The following is a 15,986-nucleotide window of genomic DNA, read 5'->3' as shown; positions in this document are numbered from 1 at the left end:
CGCGAGAGTCGATTTGCGTGGGAGTCGAGCGTAGAGCGCGATCACTCCGGCGTGCGGCAGGCCACGGAGACGGGGGGCAGATCGACGAAGGCGTCCCCGTCGACGGTCCACCTCTGCATGAAATAATGCCTGTTCGCCCCGTACTCGTCGAACTCGTATTCGGCGGCTGCCCCGACGTACCGCAGCGGGATCCCCGCGCGGAGCCTCGGCATCGCCGCCCTCAGATCCCGCCACGAGACCGCCTCGTGGTCGGGGCTGTTGAGCTCGCGGATGATGTTCTCCAGCGCGTGCCCGGACGAAGGGATCTCCCCGCTCTTCGCCTTTCCGTACACGAGCCCCATCGCGATGAGGACGACGCCGTCGTAGTAGAAGTGCGCCGCGGGCAGCGGCGTGTCGCCGTCCCACCGGCGCGAGAAGCGCTCGATGAAGGCGGCGGCGTTCCCGGTCGTGCAGTCGACCGTCTCCTCGTCTTCGCCGGTGACATCGCACTCGCTCCGCAGGCTGAGCGACGGCGACACCCCGAGGAATCCGTCGAGGGAGCCCGCAGGGATGTTGGCGAGGAGCACCTCGGCGCGCAGCGCCGGACCGAGGAGCCAGGTGCCCGGGCGTCCGGAGCCGGCCCATTCGGTCACGATGGTCGAGGCGGTGGCGGGGTAGGCGGCGAGGAGCGTGCGCTCGGCGTCCGGCTTGAACGCGGAGTCGATCTTGCTCGTGTACGTCTGCTCGCCCGACGTGAACGACACGGAGGGGAGGATCCTGCCCCCGAGATACTCGAACTGGGTCGTGAACGCGCTGCTGACGGTGGAGTTGTAGTCGTCCTGCGCGGCGAGGGTGTTCACGGTCTTGATGTGCGCGAGGGCGGCGACCTTCGCCAGGGCGCAACCGACGTCGAGCGAGGAGGGGGCGAGCCGCATCCGGCCTCCTCTCGCCTCGCTGCGCGCCACGGTGGGCGCGGCGTACCCCGGCAGCATGTGAAACGTGTCGTTCAACCTCACGTCCTGCGCGATCTTGCCGGCGAGCTCGTTCTCCTCGGGCCCTACCAGGTAGTTGACCCCATCCGTGTAAAGCAGCTCGAGCAGCTGATCGAGCCCGCGCACCGAGCTGGAGTGGCTGTCTCGGCTCCGGACGTAGAACGGTCTCCCGTCGAGCCCTCCCGCGTCGTTCAGGTCCTCGAGGGCGAGCAGCATCGCTTGCTCCAGGTTGCGGCCGATGGCCGACTCGCTACCGGAGAAGGGCAGGAGAGCCCCGATGACGACCGCGTCCTCGGGCCGATCGGGCGCCGTCGAAGCGCATGATGCCGAGTTCAGCGACGCGAGCCCCACGAGCAGCCCGGCGCGCAGGGAGCGCTCGCATCGCCCGCGGTGAGCGGAGACGAACGCCGCCCCGATTCGATAGAAGCAATCCAAAGCGGCAGGCCCCCCCAGGGTGCATGCTTGACCCGGCGGCGATGACAACGCACCAAGGGCGGATCTGTCAAGGGGACGCTGGAAAAAAACAAACGGCGAGAACTCGAGCGGACACCCACACCCTCACGCAACGCAGAACACAGGGGGCCTCGCCCGTGCCTGGATGCCGCGATCTCCGAGGAGCGCGGTCGCTAGGCTGAGAGGTGAGCACAGCGGCGAGAACAGAGGCCCTCCTCAGCGCGGGGCCGCGAGCGCCTCCGGCGCGCCGCGCCTCGAGACACACGGATAGCCGACCGATCATTCCATGGTGGCGGAGCCGCCATCGACCTTGAGCGCGCCAGGAGGACGAGGACTCCATGGGCGAGCGGGCCGGCGCGCGCGCCGGCCTTCGCCTGGCCGGATCCCGAGGCCCGCCGACCGCGCCCGGCAGCGGTCCTCGCCGAGCGCGGACCTCCTCCCCGCCGCGGCGCGGATCCTACACCGGAGCCGCGCGGTCCACGCGCCGCGCCCCGCCCGGGGCCCACCAGCGCAGGCGGGAGGGCGCCGGCGCGCGTCCGCCGAAATTCACCGGAACCGCGGGCCGAGCCGTGCTACTCCCCGGCCGCTGCAATGATCACGCTCGAAAAGCTCACCAAGCGATACGGCCCCAAGATCCTCTTCGAGAACGTCTCGATGCGGTTCGACCCCGGCAAGCGGTATGTGCTCGTCGGCGCGAACGGCGCCGGGAAGTCGACGCTGCTCAAGATCGTCTCCGGCGAGGAGGAGTCGGACCAGGGCACGGTCGAGATCCCGCGGCAGCTCCGGGTCGGGGTCCTGAAGCAGGACCATTTCGCCTACGAGTCCAGCCGGATCCTCGACACCGTCCTGATGGGCAACCGGACCCTGTGGGACGCGATGCACGAGCGCGATCGCCTGCTCGAGGGCGAGATGACCGATGAGGTCGGCATGCGGCTCGCCGAGCTGGAGGGCACGATCGGCGAGGAGGACGGCTACACCGCCGAGGCGCGCGCCGCCGAGATCCTGGAGGGCCTCGGGATCGCGACCTCGCGGCACACGAGCACGGTGAGCACGCTCGCGGGCGGGTACAAGCTCCGCGTCCTCATCGCCCAGACGCTCTTCGCGGGCGCCGACGTGCTGCTGCTCGACGAGCCGACGAACCACCTCGACCTCGACTCGATCCGCTGGCTGGAGTCGTACCTCACCGACACCTTCCGCGGCACGCTCCTCGTCGTGAGCCACGACCGGCACTTCATGAACGCGATCGCGACGCACGTCGCCGACGTCGACTACCAGACGGTCACCGTCTACACGGGCGACTACGACGACTTCATCGAGCAGAAGACGACCGGGCAGCGCCAGTCGGACGCCGACGCCGCGCAGAAGAAGAAGAAGATCGCCGAGCTCAAGGACTTCGTGGCCCGCTTCGGCGCGAGCGCGAGCCGGTCGAGCCAGGCGCAGTCGCGCGTGAAGGAGATCGAGAAGCTCGAGGCGGGCATCCAGGTGCGGCGCACGAGCGTCGTCCGGCCCTACATCAAGTTCGAGATCGAGAAGCCCTCGGGCCGCGACGTGCTGCGCGTCGACGGGATCGCGAAGAGCTTCGGCGACCTGCGCGTCATCGAGAAGCTCGACATGAACCTGAACCGCGGCGACAAGCTCGCCGTGATCGGGCCGAGCGGCATCGGCAAGTCGACGCTGCTCAAGCTGCTCGTCGGCGAGCTCACGCCCGACGCCGGGTCGATCACGTGGGGCCACGACACCAGCGTGGGCTACTTCGCCCAGGACCACCACGAGGCGATCGAGCCCGGGTACACGGCCTACGACTGGCTGTACCGCTTCGATCCGAGCGCGCCGAAGGAGCACGTCCGCTCGGTGCTCGGGAAGCTGCTCTTCAGCGGCGAGGCCGGGCTCAAGAAGACGGAGAACCTCTCGGGCGGCGAGGCGGCGCGCCTGTTCCTCGCGAAGCTCATCCTGGTGAAGAACAACGTCGTGGTGCTCGACGAGCCGACGAACCACCTCGACGTCGAGAGCATCGACGCGCTCCTCCAGGCGCTCATCGCCTACAAGGGGACGGTCATCGTCACGAGCCACGACCGGCATTTCGTGGGCAAGCTCGGCACCCGCGTGCTCGAGCTGTCGGCCAGCGGGCCGCGCCTCTTCAACGGCACCTACGACGAGTACCTCGAGGGCCCGGGGAACCCGGACGCCTTCCGGGGCGCCAAGGCCTCGTAGCGGGAGGCCTCGCCGCGCCGCGCGCGGGGGGCGCGGCGCGCGCGGCGGCCGGCCCTCCTCGGCGGGTCGGGCGAGGATCAGGGGGCGGGGTGGGGGAGCGCCCGCTGCATGAGGACCACGTCGAGCCAGCGGTCGAACTTGTACCCGACGTCGCGGAGCCTGCCGGCGTCCTCGAACCCGAGCGCGCGGTGCAGCGCGAGGCTCGGCGCCTGGTCGCCCGCGATCTGCGCGACGATCGTGCGGTGGCCGAGCACGATCGCGCGGCTCACCAGGTCGGCGAGGAGGCGGCGGCCGAGCCCGCGCCGGTGGTGGCCGTCGCGCACGTACACCGAGTCCTCGACGGAGCGGGCGTACGCCTCGCGCGGGTTCCACGTGGACAGCGAGCCCCAGCCGACCACGGCCCCCTCGCGCTCGACCGCCACGGTGACGGGGTGCGCGGGGCCGTGCGCGAGCAGCCAGGCCCGCCGCTCCGCCGGCGTCGGCACCGTGGTGGCGAAGGTGCAGGTCGAGCGCTCGACGTAGAGCGCGTAGATCTCGTCGATCGCGGGCAGGTCCGCCTCCGTCGCCAGGCGGATGTACACGTCGTCGCGCGGGGACGGCAGCGGCGCGAGATCGGGCGCGACGAAGGCGGCGCGGGCCTCGTCCGAGAGCAGCCGGGCGCGCGAGTAATGGGCGAAGAGCGCCTTGCTGCTGCCGTAGCGGCGGAGCAGGCCGGCCGCGAGCTCGTGCACGCCGGCCCCGCCGCGCCCGGCCGCGTGCTCCGCGACGAGGGCGATCCAGGCGGCCGTGATCGTCTCGTGGTAGCCGAAGCTCGGGGGGTGGCGCGTGTTGAAGGCCTGCAGCGCCGAGCGCATGTGCGCGAGCGCCCCCTCGGGCCCGTGGGCGCGCACGTGGTGCAGGGCGAGGAGCACGTGGCGCGCGTGCGAGAAGTCGCCCTGCGGGAACGCGGCGTCCTCCACGGCCGCCGCGAGCGCCGCGAGGTCGGCCTCGGCGATCGGGCGGTCGGCGAACGGCGGCAGGCCGGCCCCCGCGCTCACCGCGCCCCCTTCCGGGAGGGCCCGCGCGCGGGCGCCTCCGGGGCGCGCTCCGCGCCGCCCTCGCGCGCCGCTCCGGGCAGCGGCGGCAGGGCCGGCGGCGCGGTCTGCGCGGCGGTGGACAGGACGGCCGTCGTGCGCGGGCGCGGCATGGGACGCCGGTGCAGGATGCCAAGCCTCGTTTTGGACCGCAAGCAGGGCCGGCGGCCTCCGCCTCGCCCGCTCCGGCGCGGCTCCAGCGCGCCTCGTCCGGGCCGGGTCAGAGGAGCGCGAGGAGCTCGCCGAGGTCGTCGACCGCCGTGTGATCGATCGCGGGCGGCGCGAAGTGCGGCGTGCGGATCCAGACCGCGTGGAGCCCGGCGTCGCGGGCGCCGAGCACGTCCTTCACCGGGTGATCTCCGACGTAGCAGGCCTGCTCGGCGCGCACGCCGAGCCGCTCGACCGCCCGGCGGAAGATCGCCGGGTCCGGCTTCCGGAGCTGCTCGCGCTCGGAGATGAGCACCACGTCGAGGTGGCGGAGGACGTCGAGCCCGCGCAGCTTGGCCTCCTGCACGTGCACCCTGCCGTTGGTGACGACCCCGAGCCGCTGGCCGCGGCCGCGCAGCGCGGCCAGCGTCGACGACGCGCCGGGCATCGCCGGGGCCACGCGGGCGTACGTGTCCCAGAAGTGCGCCTCGAGCGCCGCCGCGAGGGGCTCGGAGAGCCCGAGCTCCCGGACGAGGCGCGGGTAGATCGCCGATTTGTCGCCGTAGCCGTGCGCGTCGAGCTCCAGCACGCGGCCGACGAAGCGCTCGCGCGGCACCCCGGCGAGCTCCGCCGAGAAGGCCGCGTGCTGGCGCGTCACGACGTCGCGCACCGCGGCCTCGCGATCGAACAACGTGCCGTCGAGATCGAACAGGACGGCCTTGATGTCCCGGAGAGGTGATGAGGCCAAGGGCGAGCTCCCGAGCGACGCCTGCGGAGAGACGGGAAGCAGGCGGAGGACCGGCGCCGGTGCGGCCCCCGCCCGCGCAGCGCTCTCTAGCGCGGCGGCGGCGGCGCCAGGCGATCGATCTCCTGGAGGTCGTCCGCGGTCAGCCGGAAGCCCACCGCCGCGGCGTTCGCGTGCACCTGCTCCGGCGACGTCGCTCCGGCGATCACGGACGCGACCGCCGGTCGGCTGGCGAGCCAGGAGAAGGCGAGCTCCAGGAGCGAGCGGCCCCGGGACGAGGCGTACGCGGCGAGCGCCTCGGCGGCGCTGCGGTTCCGGTCGGTGAGGAAGCGGGCCGTGAGCGGCGCTGCCGGCGCCGCCAGCCGGGCGCCCTCCGGCGCGGGGCGGCCCGGGAGGTACTTCCCCGACAGCAGGCCGCTCGCCAGCGGGAAGTACGGCAGGAAGGCGATGCCGAGGCGCTCGCTCTCCGCGAGCACGTCCCGCTCGGGCTCGCGCTGGAGCAGGCTGTACTCGTTCTGGACGCTCACGAAGCGCGCCGCGCCCGGGCGGACGGCCTGCTCGGCGCCGCGCAGCTGGTCGGCCGAGAAGTTCGAGCTGCCGATCTCGCGCACCTTGCCGGCGCGGACCAGCGCGTCGAGCGCCTCCAGCGTGGCCTCGATCGGCGTCTCGGGGTCGGGCCGGTGCAGCTGGTAGAGGTCGATCCAGTCGGTGCCCAGCCGGCGCAGGCTGTCCTCCACGGCGCGCTGGATGTACGCCGGCTTGGCGCCGCCCCTGCGCTGGTCGTCGAGCGGGACGCCGAACTTGGTCGCGATGATCACCTCGCCGCGCCGGCGCCCGAGCGCCCGGCCGAGCAGCTCCTCGCTGCGCGTCCCGCCGTAGACGTCGGCCGTGTCGAAGAAGTTGATGCCCGCGTCGAGCGCCGCGCCGACGACGTCCGCCGTCCGCTGCGCGTCGATGCGGCCGCCGAAGTTGTTGCACCCGAGGCCCACGACCGACACCTCGAGCGACCCGATCCGCCTCTTCTCCATCCGATCATCCCTTCCAGACGTCACCCTGGCGGCTCGCACGGACGAGGCCATGACGCGCGTCGGCGGGAGGAGAAGCGAGCCGCGGGCCACCGTCGCCGTCGCCGACGACGCCGCCGACGACGCCGCCGACGATGCGGCCGCCGTCGCCGCCGTCGGCTTGCTGGGACCGCGATCCCTGGCGCTCCCGCCGGCCCCCGGCGCGCAGGGCGCCTCGGGGCCGCCGCGTGAAACGCCGGCGGCGGCGCTGTCCGCGGTGCAGCACCAGGGCAGCAGCCCTGCTGGCCCAGGAGCAGCGGCGGCCGCGGGCTGCGGCGCGCAGGTCGCCCGCGGCGGCGTGGACCCCCGGCGCGCGCGGCCGGCCGCCGCCGCTCCCGCCGTGGCCGGCACGGCGCCTGCTCGGGCCGCCCTCATGACCACCATCAGCCTTGCACTCGACACCCCGGAGCTCGCCCAGGCCTACGAGCACGGCAGCGATCGGCAATTCAACCACGGCAAGCTCCTCATCGCCGAGCTGGGCGTGCGGAGCGGCCAGCGCGTGCTCGACGTGGGCGCCGGCACGGGCCGGCTCGCGGCGCACGTCGCGGAGATCGTCGGCGCCGAGGGCAGCGTGGTGGCGATCGACCCCCTCCCGCTCCGCGTCGACATCGCCCGGCAGAAGACCCGCGCGAACCTCGCGACGGCGGTCGGCCGCGCCGAGGATCTCTCCGCCTTCGCCACGAAGAGCTTCGACGTCGTGTACCTGAACAGCGTCCTGCACTGGCTGAACGACGACCAGAAGCAGCGCGCGCTGAGCGAGGCGGCGCGCGTGCTGAAGCCCGGCGGCAAGCTCGGGTTCAGCACCGGATCGCGCGAGCGGCCGCACCAGATCGAGCCGCTGCAGCGCAAGATCCTGGCCGAGCTCGGGAAGGAGGCGCGGGGCACGAACGCCCACAAGCTGACGGTGGACGAGGTCCGGGCGCTGCTCGAGCGCACCGGGTTCATCGCGGACACGGTGGAGATCCGCACCTTCGTCGACCACGCCGCCGACGTCGACGAGATCTTCCGGCAGAGCGGGGCGGGCTCGTTCGGCAACCACCTCTCGCAGCTCAGCCCCGAGGAGAAGCGCGAGCTGCGCGATCGGCTGGCCAAGGAGCTCGAGGCGTGGCGCACGCCGCAGGGGATCCGGCTCGAGCGGAACCTCATCTTCGCGATCGCGCACACGGCGGGCAATTAGTACCGCGTCGCCAAAGAATACAGGGACGCTCGCCTCGCTGTATGCGTACACCCGGGGCGACCGCTTCTATGGTCCCTACCGGGCAGCCACCTGCCTCGACCTCGCGCGGCCGGGGCGTGGTAGAAGACGGCCCCCATGAGCAGGCTCTCCGAGCGCGCGTTTGCCGAGATCGTCGAGGCGGGGTGTCCCTCGTGCGGGGGGCGACAGCTGAACCTGCGCTCCTACGTGGACGGGCTCGTGCCGCTCATGGAGGGCGAGCCGGTCGGCCGGGTCAAGTGGGTCTACAAGGGGGAGATGTTCGTCGACGGGCTGTACGAGATCGCGTGCGGCGCGTGCCAGCACCTGCTGTTCACGGACGATCGCTGCCCGCGGTGCCACGGCGAAGGCGGCCTCGCGCGCGGGCTCACGACGACGAGCACGTACGCCGTCCCGGAGCGGTGCCCGCGGTGCGATCAGATCGAGGTGCGCTTGATCGCGTTCGTGCCGGCGCGCGTGAAGTACGAAGGGAAGCGCGCGGACAAGGCGCAGACGAGCGTCGAGCTGCACGACCCCGGGTTCCACGGCTATCGTGTCGACTGCAAGGACTGCGGCAAGATCGACGAGCGCGTGGACGTGTGTCCGATCTGCGAGGAGCCGGCGCCGGTCCGGGCGCGCTTCAGCTGATCCGTCAGCCGTGAGAGGCCGCTGCCGACCCTCCCGAGCGTCCGTGGGAGGGCGGGCGCCGCTGCCGTTCGGCAGCCGGCGCCCTCGCGCTACCGGCTGTCGCCGGAGCAGATGACGAACTGCGTCGCGCCGGGCAGCGCCTCGCCCTCGCCGGTGAACCGGACCTGCCGGCGCTCCGTCGACGGGCACTTGGCGACGACCTCGGGCTCACCGACCCCGATCCCCGGGTCGACGTAACACCACCCGTTCACCCGCTCGCCCCCGACCTCGACCGGCGCCGGCGGCGCCGTGTCCTGGCAGGCCTTGAGCTCGGCAGGGTCGATGAGCTGCTCGACCTCGCAGACGCAGTTCTTGCCGCTCGCCTTCGAGATCGGGTCCTGGAGCACCTCGCGCTCCGCGACGGCGTGCTGGTCCGGCACCTTCCGCCGCGCCGGGTGCTCGTCGCAGCGGCACTGGCCGTCGGGCACGGTGCGCGCCTCGAGGACGAGGCAGGAGACCTGCCCGTTCTCGTCGGGCGTGAGGGCGCGCGCCAGGCACTGCCCGCCGAGCTTCGTCTTCAGGCGGTCGATGATCGCGCCGACCGCCGGCCGATACCCGTAGTCGGCCTTCTGGTTGTCCTCGAGCTGCTTCGGGCACACCGATCCGACGATGCCCTGGTCTCCGAGATCCCGGATGAGCTGGAGCTGGCGCAGGCCTGGATAGGCCTTCGCCTTCACCTGCCTCGGGCTGTCCGTGCCGTCGGCCCTGTTCTCGCAAAGAGGGTTCTTGCGGTCCACCACGTCGTTGCAGTCGTCGCCCTGCTCCATCGGCGTCTTCAGCGGAAACACGCAGGCATACTGGAGGTCGCCGAACCCCTCGTCGGGGAACCACTCGTGGCCGTTGATGTCGTTGGCGTTGTCCGGCGAATCCGGGCCGGCGATGGCCGTCCCGGTGATCGGGTTCTCCCCGCTCCGGGGCTTGGGGGACTCGATCATGTGCGGATCCAGGGGCGGCGCGTACTTTGCGGGATCGCCGAGGATGATCTCCCAGGTGCTCGAGGCGCCGGCGTTCGGGCGGGCGAGCTCGCTGGCGCTCTTGAAGCCGCCCACGTCGTTGCCGTCGCCGTCCTTGCCCGCGATGAGGTCGGGCTTCCCCGCCTCGTTCACGCGCGCGATGTCCTGCCACGGCACGCCGACGATGCCCGCGAAGAACACGAGATCCGGCGACCGGACCGTGTTGTTCGCGTCGGTCGGGTCGAGATCCGAGAAGAGCGGGTTGGGGACGATCTCGCCGTCGCGGTCCGCGACCGTCGGCTCCGTCAGCGCCTTCGTGTAGCGGTCGATCGTGTAGAGCAGGTCCATCCCGAACCGCCGCTTCTGGTCGAAGCAGCGCAGGTTGTACGGGTCCTCCCCCTCCTCGGTGAGCCGCGCCGGCTCCCCCTCGGGGCCGCAGGTTGGGTCCACCGGGCAGTCGCCCCTCGGCTCCCAGCACGACTTGCAGCACGCGTCCGCCGGGCCCTTCTCCGCGCACTCGCTGCGCGGCCGGAACATCCGCCAGTTGTTCCTGGTATACGCCGCGACATAGGATTGGCCGCCCTCGCGGATCGAACAGTCGTTCTCGTCCGACAGCATGATGATCGCGAGGAGCGAGTCCGGCCGCAGGAACGCGCGGCGCTGCGCCAGCAGATCCTCGTCCACGTCCTTCAGCACCGCGGTGCGGCCCTCCATGGCGATGCTCGCGTACGGCGAGGGGTCCACGAGGAACCGGTACCAGCTCTCCAGCTGCGACTCGTAGCCGCACCCGCGGTCGCCGACGCCCCTCACCATGTTCTTCAGCGTCGGCACGAGGCCGCCGCCGGCGAGGTCGTCGAAGACCGCCTCGCCCGCGGGGCTCAGCTTCTGCTCCGGATCCCAGGCGAGGAAGCCCAGCCCCTGGTAGGTGGGCGGATCGTTGTCATTGCTGCTCGCGTCGTCGACGTCGCTCCGGGCGACGAGGTGCCCCTTGTCGTTCTTGGAGAAGTGCGCGGTCTCGGAGCTCCCCTCCACCGGGCACGAGCCCGCGCCGTGGTCGCCGATGCTCGTGCTGATGATGCCGATGTGGATGTCGGTGATCGGCAGGAACTCGCGCTCCATGCCGGACGGGCACGGATCGCTCGGCAGCTTCGGCGCGGAAGACCTCTTGGGATCCAGCGGATCGACGCACCGGGGGTTCACGAGCCGCCCGACGAGGTCCGGCACGGCGTCCTGGAGGATATCTTGCTTGTCCTTCATCGACGTCGAGTTGTCGATGGTCAGGAGGAGATCGATCTTGTCGACGCGCTGCGGTAGCCGCTCGACGATGGTGTTGGTCGTGCGCGTGTCTTGCGGTTCGATGGGGCGGCTCAGGCACCCTCCGAGGAGCGATGTTCCGCTCACGACGAGGGAAGACGCGAAGAGCGCGGCTGCCCGGGCCGCGAGGGACGGCGGACGGTCGACCATGGATCCTTCCTTGCGCGAGAGATGGAGTGGTCCCTTGCGCGCGTCGCATGCGATGCGCGTGTCGCGCCGGCGCGCTCGTCTCGCGCGGACCTGATGACAGGCGGCCGGGCGCTCGCGTAGTCAGACTTCGCGAGGGGTCGTGCTCTTGGCTAGGTGGCAAGAGATCGACGCCGCCATCACAGAAAGTCGCGCGCGAAGCCGGCGCCGCCACCCTCACGGGAGGCGGCGGCGCGCGCCGGCTCACGGCGTCGTCATCGACCTGGATGGATCTGAAAGGGAGGAGGACAGGAAGAGGGCGGGGGAGGGCGGCGCGGCGGCGCGGGGAGCCCGCGGCGCGGCGGGCCGCCGGGGCTCAGCTCTCGGCGGGCGCGGCCGCCTCGGCGCCGGCGACGAGCGGCGCGTACTGCGTGAGCCACTTGCCCCACCGCTTGGTCTTGCGGCCGGGCTTGCGGGAGCTCTGGGCGCTCCGCTGCTGTTTCTGGGCGAGCTTCTCGGTGAGGTGCTGGTGCTGACGCGTGGGGCGATGCATGGCGGCGGATGCTGCTCGAACGCGCCGCGCTCCGCAAGCCTCAACGCGAGCCTCAAGGCGGCGGAGGCTGCGCCCGCTCCCCCGGGCCGTCCCGCTCCGGCCCCAGCCGGCCGAAGCTGTGGATGCCGTAGAGGAGCGCGGCGAGCGCGATCACCGTGAGCGCCATGCCCGCGTCCGACGGCCCGACCCCGACCAGCGCGAGCCCGGCCACGAGCAGCAGCCCCCCGCCGCCGAGCGCCCGGCGCGCGAGGCGCTCGGCCTCGCCGCGGCGCCGCGTGTCCACGTCCGCCCGCGCGCTCACTGGAACTTCTGCGTCCGCGCGTAGGTGATGAAGTCCTGCACGTCGCGCGTCAGCTGGCGCTCGGCGCTGATCGCCGTGCGCTCGTGCGACTCGCCGACGAGATCGTCGAAGAAGTAGTTGTCCTGGTAGAGGAGGACGATGCGGACCGCGCCGTCCGGCCCGCCGCGCACGATGCGCAGCTTCTCATCGCGCCCGTTCGCGGGCGGGATCGCGGCGCCGAGCTTCTGGGCGTCCTCCCCGGTCACGTAGGCGACGCCGTACGAGCGGCCCTGCACGCCGACGTCGATCCGGACCTTCGCCCCGCTGAGCAGCTCGACCTCGCGCCCGAGCGCCGGCTTCGCGCCCTCCTGCGCCATCGCCCTGCGGATCACCTCGATCGCCCTGCGCTCGTCCAGGGCGCGCGTCGGGTTCGGCGCGCGCGCCTCACCCCCGCCGCAGCCGGCGACCGCGAGCGCGCCGGCCGCCGCCGCGGCGGAGAGCGCGAGGCGCGCGCCCAGGATTGCGCCGGCGAAGAGGCGACGAGCGCCCTCCGAAGGCCGATGCTGAAGGGGTCCGCGAAGGCGGGGCCCCGACCCGCGTTGATGCTTCCTCCACATGAGCGGGATGAGAGTAGCCAACGGCCCGGAGCTTCGCTACTTCTCCCGACATGGCGCGGCTCGCTGCGATCGACATCGGATCCAACGCGATACGGCTTCGCATCGTCGACGTCGATCCTCCGGCGCTCGGGGCGTTCGGCGCCGGCTGGGACCCGGCGCTCCCCGGGCCCTCGAACGGGCCGCTCGAGGGGCCGCGCTTCCACCCGTTCCGGGACGTCCACGTCGACCGCGCGTCCGTGCGCCTCGGACACGACGTGTTCACGAAGGGCCGGCTCGAGTCGGGCGTAATCGGCGCCGCCTGCGAGGCGCTCCGGCGCTTCCGCGCGGCGATGGACGCCGCCAAGGTCGACCGCTACCGCGCCGTGGCGACGAGCGCCGCGCGCGAGGCCCAGAACGGCGACCTCTTCGTCGAGCGCGCCGCGCGCGAGGCCGGCCTCCACATCGAGGTCATCGAGGGCGTCGAGGAGGCGCGGCTCGTCCAGCTCGCCGTCCGCGAGCGCGTCGCGCTCGGCGAGCGGACGGCGCTGCTCGTCGACATCGGCGGCGGCTCCACCGAGCTCACCCTGCTGCGCGGCCGCGGCGCGGTCTTCTCGCGCTCGCTCCCCGTGGGCACCGTGCGCATGGTCGAGACGTTCCTCGAGGATCGCCGCCCCATCGACGCGAGCCACCGGCGGCTCGTCGAGGAGTACGTCGACCGCGTCATGGTCGAGGCGACGCGGGAGATCACGGAGCTGCTCGGCGAGCGGGCGGGCTCCGGGATCGACCTGCTCGTCGGCACGGGCGGCAACATCGAGACGCTCGCGGACCTCTGCCCCGCGCCGGGCTCGCCGCCCGAGGGGCGGGCCATCGACGTGGCCGCGATGTCGCGCCTGCTCGACGAGATGTCGGCGCGCACGCCCGAGGAGCGCGCGCAGATCTACGGCCTCCGCCCCGACCGCGCCGACACCATCGTCCCCGCCGCGACGGTCCTCCGCCGCATCGCCCGGGCGTTCGCGCAGCCGCTCATCGTCGCGCCCGGCGTCGGCCTCAAGGAGGGCGTGCTCGTCGACCTCGCCCACGCCCACTTCGTTGGGCCCGACTTCCGCGGCGAGACCGCCGCCGTCACCGACGCCTGCACCCGCCTCGGCCGCCGCTACCACTTCGACGAGCAGCACGGCGCGCTCGTGGCGCGCTTCGCCGAGCGGCTCTTCGACGACCTCGCCCCGCGCCACCGCCTCGGCCCGCGCGACCGGATCCTCCTGCGCGCGGCGGCCCTGCTGCACGACGTCGGCGACTTCGTCCGGTACGAGGGGCACCACAAGCACAGCTATTACATCATCATCCACAGCGACCTCATGGGCCTCTCCCCGGAGGAGCGCGCGCTCGTCGCGAACATCGCGCGTTACCACCGGAAGTCCCCGCCCAGCATGGAGCACGACAACTTCCGCGCGCTCTCGCGCGACGCGCGCGCCAAGGTGAAGGCGATGGCGTCGATCCTGCGCATCGCGGACGCGCTCGATCGCGAGCACCGCGCCAAGGTCGCGGAGGTGACCGGCCGCATCGAGAACGACACGCTGGTGCTCGAGGTGCAGGGCGCGGAGGACCGCGCGCTCGAGGAGTGGACGGTGGTCGCCAAGGCCGGGATGCTGCGCGAAGCGCTCGGCCTGGAGGTGCGGATCATCGACGCCTCGCCGAGGTCGCACCCGCCGCCCGCCGCGGCGACCGCGGGCAGCTGACGCCGGAAGCTGACGCCGAAAGCAGACGCCGGAATCAGACGCCGAAAGCAGACGCCGGAAGCTGACGCCGGAAGCTGACGCCGGAATCGGACACCGGAAGCTGGCGCCGGAATCTGACGCCGGAAAAACTCGCCGCGCCCTTTGCGCGGCGCCCGGCGCGCTACCATGAAGCCAGGCACGGGGGCAGCCTCGCCTCCGCGACCAAGCGCGGCTGGACCGTGCGACGAGCGCGGCGGTCCCGCCGCGGAACCAACGCGAGCGACCGTTGACACTGGAAACGCCGAAGCTGATGGAGGCCCGCCGCGCCGCCGGCATCCTCGAGTCCGCCCTGCGCGGGCACACCGGCGATCTCACGCTCGCCGACGCGTCGGCGAGGAGCGGCCTGCCGCTGCGCGACGCCGAGAGCGGACTGCACCTGCTCGTCAGCGAGCACCGCGGCCACCTCAAGGCGACGACCGAGGGCGAGCTGCTCTTCCGCTTCCCGCACGGCTTCACCAAGCCGTGGGAGACCCGCACGCGCGTCCAGCGCGCGCTCGGCGCGGTGCTCCGCGGCGCCGCCGGCGCGGCCCGCTTCGTCGTCCGCGCGTGGATCGCGATCGTGCTGATCGCGTACGTCGCGATCTTCCTCGCGATCCTGGTCGCGCAGATGTTCGCCCGATCGAGCAGCGACTCGCGCGAGGGCGGCGGCTTCTCCGGATCGTTCGCCGGCGACTTCCTGTTCCGCCTGGTCGCCGACGCGCTCTTCTGGACGTTCCACCCCTTCTCGCCGTTCGTGTGGACGGCGGAGCCGGCGTGGTCGTCGCACGCGCCGCACGCCGAGCGCCGGGCCCTCGCGCCGCAGAGGGACGAGACGCCGTTCTACGAGAAGGTGAACCGGTTCTTCTTCGGCCCGGCGCCGGCCCCGCGCGATCCGCTCGAGACCGAGAAGCTCCTGCTCGCGGAGATCCGCGCGCAGCGGGGCCGGATCGGGCTCGCCGACGTGATGCGCGTGACGGGGCTGCCCCGCGACGAGGCGGACCCGCTGATGGCGCGGCTGATGCTCGACTACGACGGCACGGTCGACGTGTCGGAGGAGGGCGGCATCGTCTACCGGTTCGAGGCGATCCGCAGGACGGCGGCGGACGTGGGGTCGCCGCCGCCCCCGCCGCCGGTCTGGGCGAAGCGCGAGGAGCTGCCGCCGCTCACGGGGAACGGCGAGGGGGTGAACGCGCTCATCGTGGCGCTCAACGGCTTCAACCTGCTGATGAGCGCCTACGCGCTCGGCGCGCACCTCACGATCGAGAAACTCGGGCTGCTCGCCCGCGGGGAGCCGCTGTGGGCGCTGCCCGCAGGGGGGACGGCGGTCGCGCTCGGCGTGGTCCCGTTCGTCTTCTCGCTCGCGCTCTTCGCGCTCCCGCTCGGCCGCGCGCTCCTGCGCCCGCTGAAGCAGCGTCGGCTCGCCCGGCAGAACGCCCGGCGGGCGGTGCTGCAGGCGATCCTCGCCCGCGTCGGGCCCGCGCAGCGCCGGGAGCCGATCACGGACGCCGCGCTGCGACGGGCCTGGGAGGAGGCGGCGGGGGAGGCGCCGCGCCCGGAGGAGATCACCCGCGAGGTGGCGGCGCTCGGCGGCGACGTCGATCTCGAGTCGGGCGAGGGGATCCGGTACCGCTTTCCCGATCTGGAGATCGAGGCCAAGGCCGTCGAGGCCGAGCGGGAGGCGGCGTCCGAGGAAGAGGCGCGCGCCGGCAAGGTGATCTTCTCTTCGGACGTGTGAGCAAGCCGTCTCGGGCGTCCTCGCCGGGCCGCTGTCGCATCGATGTCGGGGACGTCGGTCGCCCGATGCCAACCGACCACACCGGCATGGCCGCGCGATAAAAGCGGCGCCGGCGTGTGCGCGCGTACGAGC

Annotated in this window: 13 protein-coding genes; 5 read left to right on the top strand and 8 right to left on the bottom strand. The window is 72.7% G+C overall.

Annotated features, from left to right (window positions below):
• Positions 1–41 precede the first annotated feature (41 nt).
• Positions 42–1,406 (bottom strand): ABC transporter substrate-binding protein, encoded by a 1,365-nt coding sequence (locus tag WMF43_RS32010; protein ID WP_437670556.1) that lies wholly within the window; start codon positions 1,404–1,406, stop codon positions 42–44.
• Between the two features lie 609 nt (positions 1,407–2,015).
• Between WMF43_RS32010 and WMF43_RS32005 the strand changes: the two genes are divergently transcribed.
• Entirely contained in the window at positions 2,016–3,635 is a 1,620-nt protein-coding gene (locus WMF43_RS32005) for an ABC-F family ATP-binding cassette domain-containing protein (protein WP_437670554.1), read from the top strand.
• 77 nt (positions 3,636–3,712) lie between these two features.
• On the opposite strand, the gene WMF43_RS32000 is transcribed toward WMF43_RS32005, so the two are convergent.
• From WMF43_RS32000 to WMF43_RS31990, 3 genes are all read right to left on the bottom strand, one after another.
• On the bottom strand, positions 3,713–4,672 hold the full coding sequence (locus WMF43_RS32000; RefSeq protein ID WP_437670552.1) for an N-acetyltransferase family protein: 960 nt from the start codon (positions 4,670–4,672) through the stop codon (positions 3,713–3,715).
• A 256-nt stretch (positions 4,673–4,928) separates the two neighbouring features.
• The gene (locus WMF43_RS31995) at positions 4,929–5,603 is read right to left on the bottom strand and encodes an HAD family hydrolase (protein ID WP_437670550.1); all 675 of its coding nucleotides are present in this window, start codon (positions 5,601–5,603) and stop codon (positions 4,929–4,931) included.
• Positions 5,604–5,689: 86 nt separating this feature from the next.
• Positions 5,690–6,628: an aldo/keto reductase gene (locus tag WMF43_RS31990; RefSeq protein ID WP_437670548.1), complete on the bottom strand. Its 939-nt coding sequence runs from the start codon at positions 6,626–6,628 to the stop codon at positions 5,690–5,692.
• Between the two features lie 49 nt (positions 6,629–6,677).
• On the opposite strand from WMF43_RS31990, the gene WMF43_RS31985 reads away from it, so the two are divergent.
• Complete coding sequence (locus WMF43_RS31985) at positions 6,678–7,841, top strand: class I SAM-dependent methyltransferase (protein WP_437670546.1); 1,164 nt, start codon at positions 6,678–6,680, stop codon at positions 7,839–7,841.
• Between the two features lie 135 nt (positions 7,842–7,976).
• Complete coding sequence (locus tag WMF43_RS31980) at positions 7,977–8,504, top strand: hypothetical protein (protein ID WP_437670544.1); 528 nt, start codon at positions 7,977–7,979, stop codon at positions 8,502–8,504.
• An 89-nt stretch (positions 8,505–8,593) separates the two neighbouring features.
• Here the strand turns inward: WMF43_RS31980 and WMF43_RS31975 are convergent, their stop codons facing one another.
• The 4 genes from WMF43_RS31975 to WMF43_RS31960 all read right to left on the bottom strand — a co-directional run bounded on the left by WMF43_RS31975 (position 8,594) and on the right by WMF43_RS31960 (position 12,386).
• Positions 8,594–10,960 carry a hypothetical protein gene (locus tag WMF43_RS31975; RefSeq protein ID WP_437670542.1) on the bottom strand — a complete coding sequence of 789 codons (2,367 nt, stop codon included), beginning with the start codon at positions 10,958–10,960 and terminating at the stop codon, positions 8,594–8,596.
• Between the two features lie 352 nt (positions 10,961–11,312).
• On the bottom strand, positions 11,313–11,489 hold the full coding sequence (locus tag WMF43_RS31970; protein ID WP_437670540.1) for a hypothetical protein: 177 nt from the start codon (positions 11,487–11,489) through the stop codon (positions 11,313–11,315).
• A gap of 52 nt (positions 11,490–11,541) precedes the next feature.
• Positions 11,542–11,790, bottom strand: coding sequence for a hypothetical protein (locus WMF43_RS31965; RefSeq protein ID WP_437670539.1), 249 nt, complete (start codon positions 11,788–11,790; stop codon positions 11,542–11,544).
• Positions 11,787–12,386 (bottom strand): hypothetical protein, encoded by a 600-nt coding sequence (locus WMF43_RS31960; RefSeq protein WP_437670537.1) that lies wholly within the window; start codon positions 12,384–12,386, stop codon positions 11,787–11,789. Before WMF43_RS31960 ends, WMF43_RS31965 begins: the two co-directional genes overlap by 4 nt.
• A 50-nt stretch (positions 12,387–12,436) precedes the next feature.
• On the opposite strand from WMF43_RS31960, the gene WMF43_RS31955 reads away from it, so the two are divergent.
• Both WMF43_RS31955 and WMF43_RS31950 read left to right on the top strand, forming a co-directional pair.
• Positions 12,437–14,101, top strand: a complete 1,665-nt coding sequence (locus WMF43_RS31955; protein ID WP_437670530.1) for a Ppx/GppA phosphatase family protein — start codon at positions 12,437–12,439, stop codon at positions 14,099–14,101.
• A gap of 265 nt (positions 14,102–14,366) precedes the next feature.
• Positions 14,367–15,854 carry a hypothetical protein gene (locus WMF43_RS31950; protein WP_437670528.1) on the top strand — a complete coding sequence of 496 codons (1,488 nt, stop codon included), beginning with the start codon at positions 14,367–14,369 and terminating at the stop codon, positions 15,852–15,854.
• Positions 15,855–15,986: the final 132 nt, after the last annotated feature.

It is taken from the genome of Sorangium sp. So ce131, assembly GCF_051519095.1.
GTDB lineage: Bacteria > Myxococcota_A > Polyangia > Polyangiales > Polyangiaceae > Sorangium.
This window is presented reverse-complemented; position numbering and strand designations above follow the sequence as displayed.

What these genes read in the sequence shown, in the direction of transcription:
- WMF43_RS31955 (WP_437670530.1), top strand. Translation starts at nt 12,437, where the DNA reads ATGGCGCGGCTCGCTGCGATCGACATCGGATCCAACGCGATACGGCTT.
- WMF43_RS32005 (WP_437670554.1), top strand. Translation starts at nt 2,016, where the DNA reads ATGATCACGCTCGAAAAGCTCACCAAGCGATACGGCCCCAAGATCCTC.
- WMF43_RS31970 (WP_437670540.1), bottom strand. Translation starts at nt 11,489, where the DNA reads ATGCATCGCCCCACGCGTCAGCACCAGCACCTCACCGAGAAGCTCGCC.
- WMF43_RS31985 (WP_437670546.1), top strand. Translation starts at nt 6,678, where the DNA reads ATGACGCGCGTCGGCGGGAGGAGAAGCGAGCCGCGGGCCACCGTCGCC.
- WMF43_RS31990 (WP_437670548.1), bottom strand. Translation starts at nt 6,628, where the DNA reads ATGGAGAAGAGGCGGATCGGGTCGCTCGAGGTGTCGGTCGTGGGCCTC.
- WMF43_RS31980 (WP_437670544.1), top strand. Translation starts at nt 7,977, where the DNA reads ATGAGCAGGCTCTCCGAGCGCGCGTTTGCCGAGATCGTCGAGGCGGGG.
- WMF43_RS31975 (WP_437670542.1), bottom strand. Translation starts at nt 10,960, where the DNA reads ATGGTCGACCGTCCGCCGTCCCTCGCGGCCCGGGCAGCCGCGCTCTTC.
- WMF43_RS31960 (WP_437670537.1), bottom strand. Translation starts at nt 12,386, where the DNA reads ATGTGGAGGAAGCATCAACGCGGGTCGGGGCCCCGCCTTCGCGGACCC.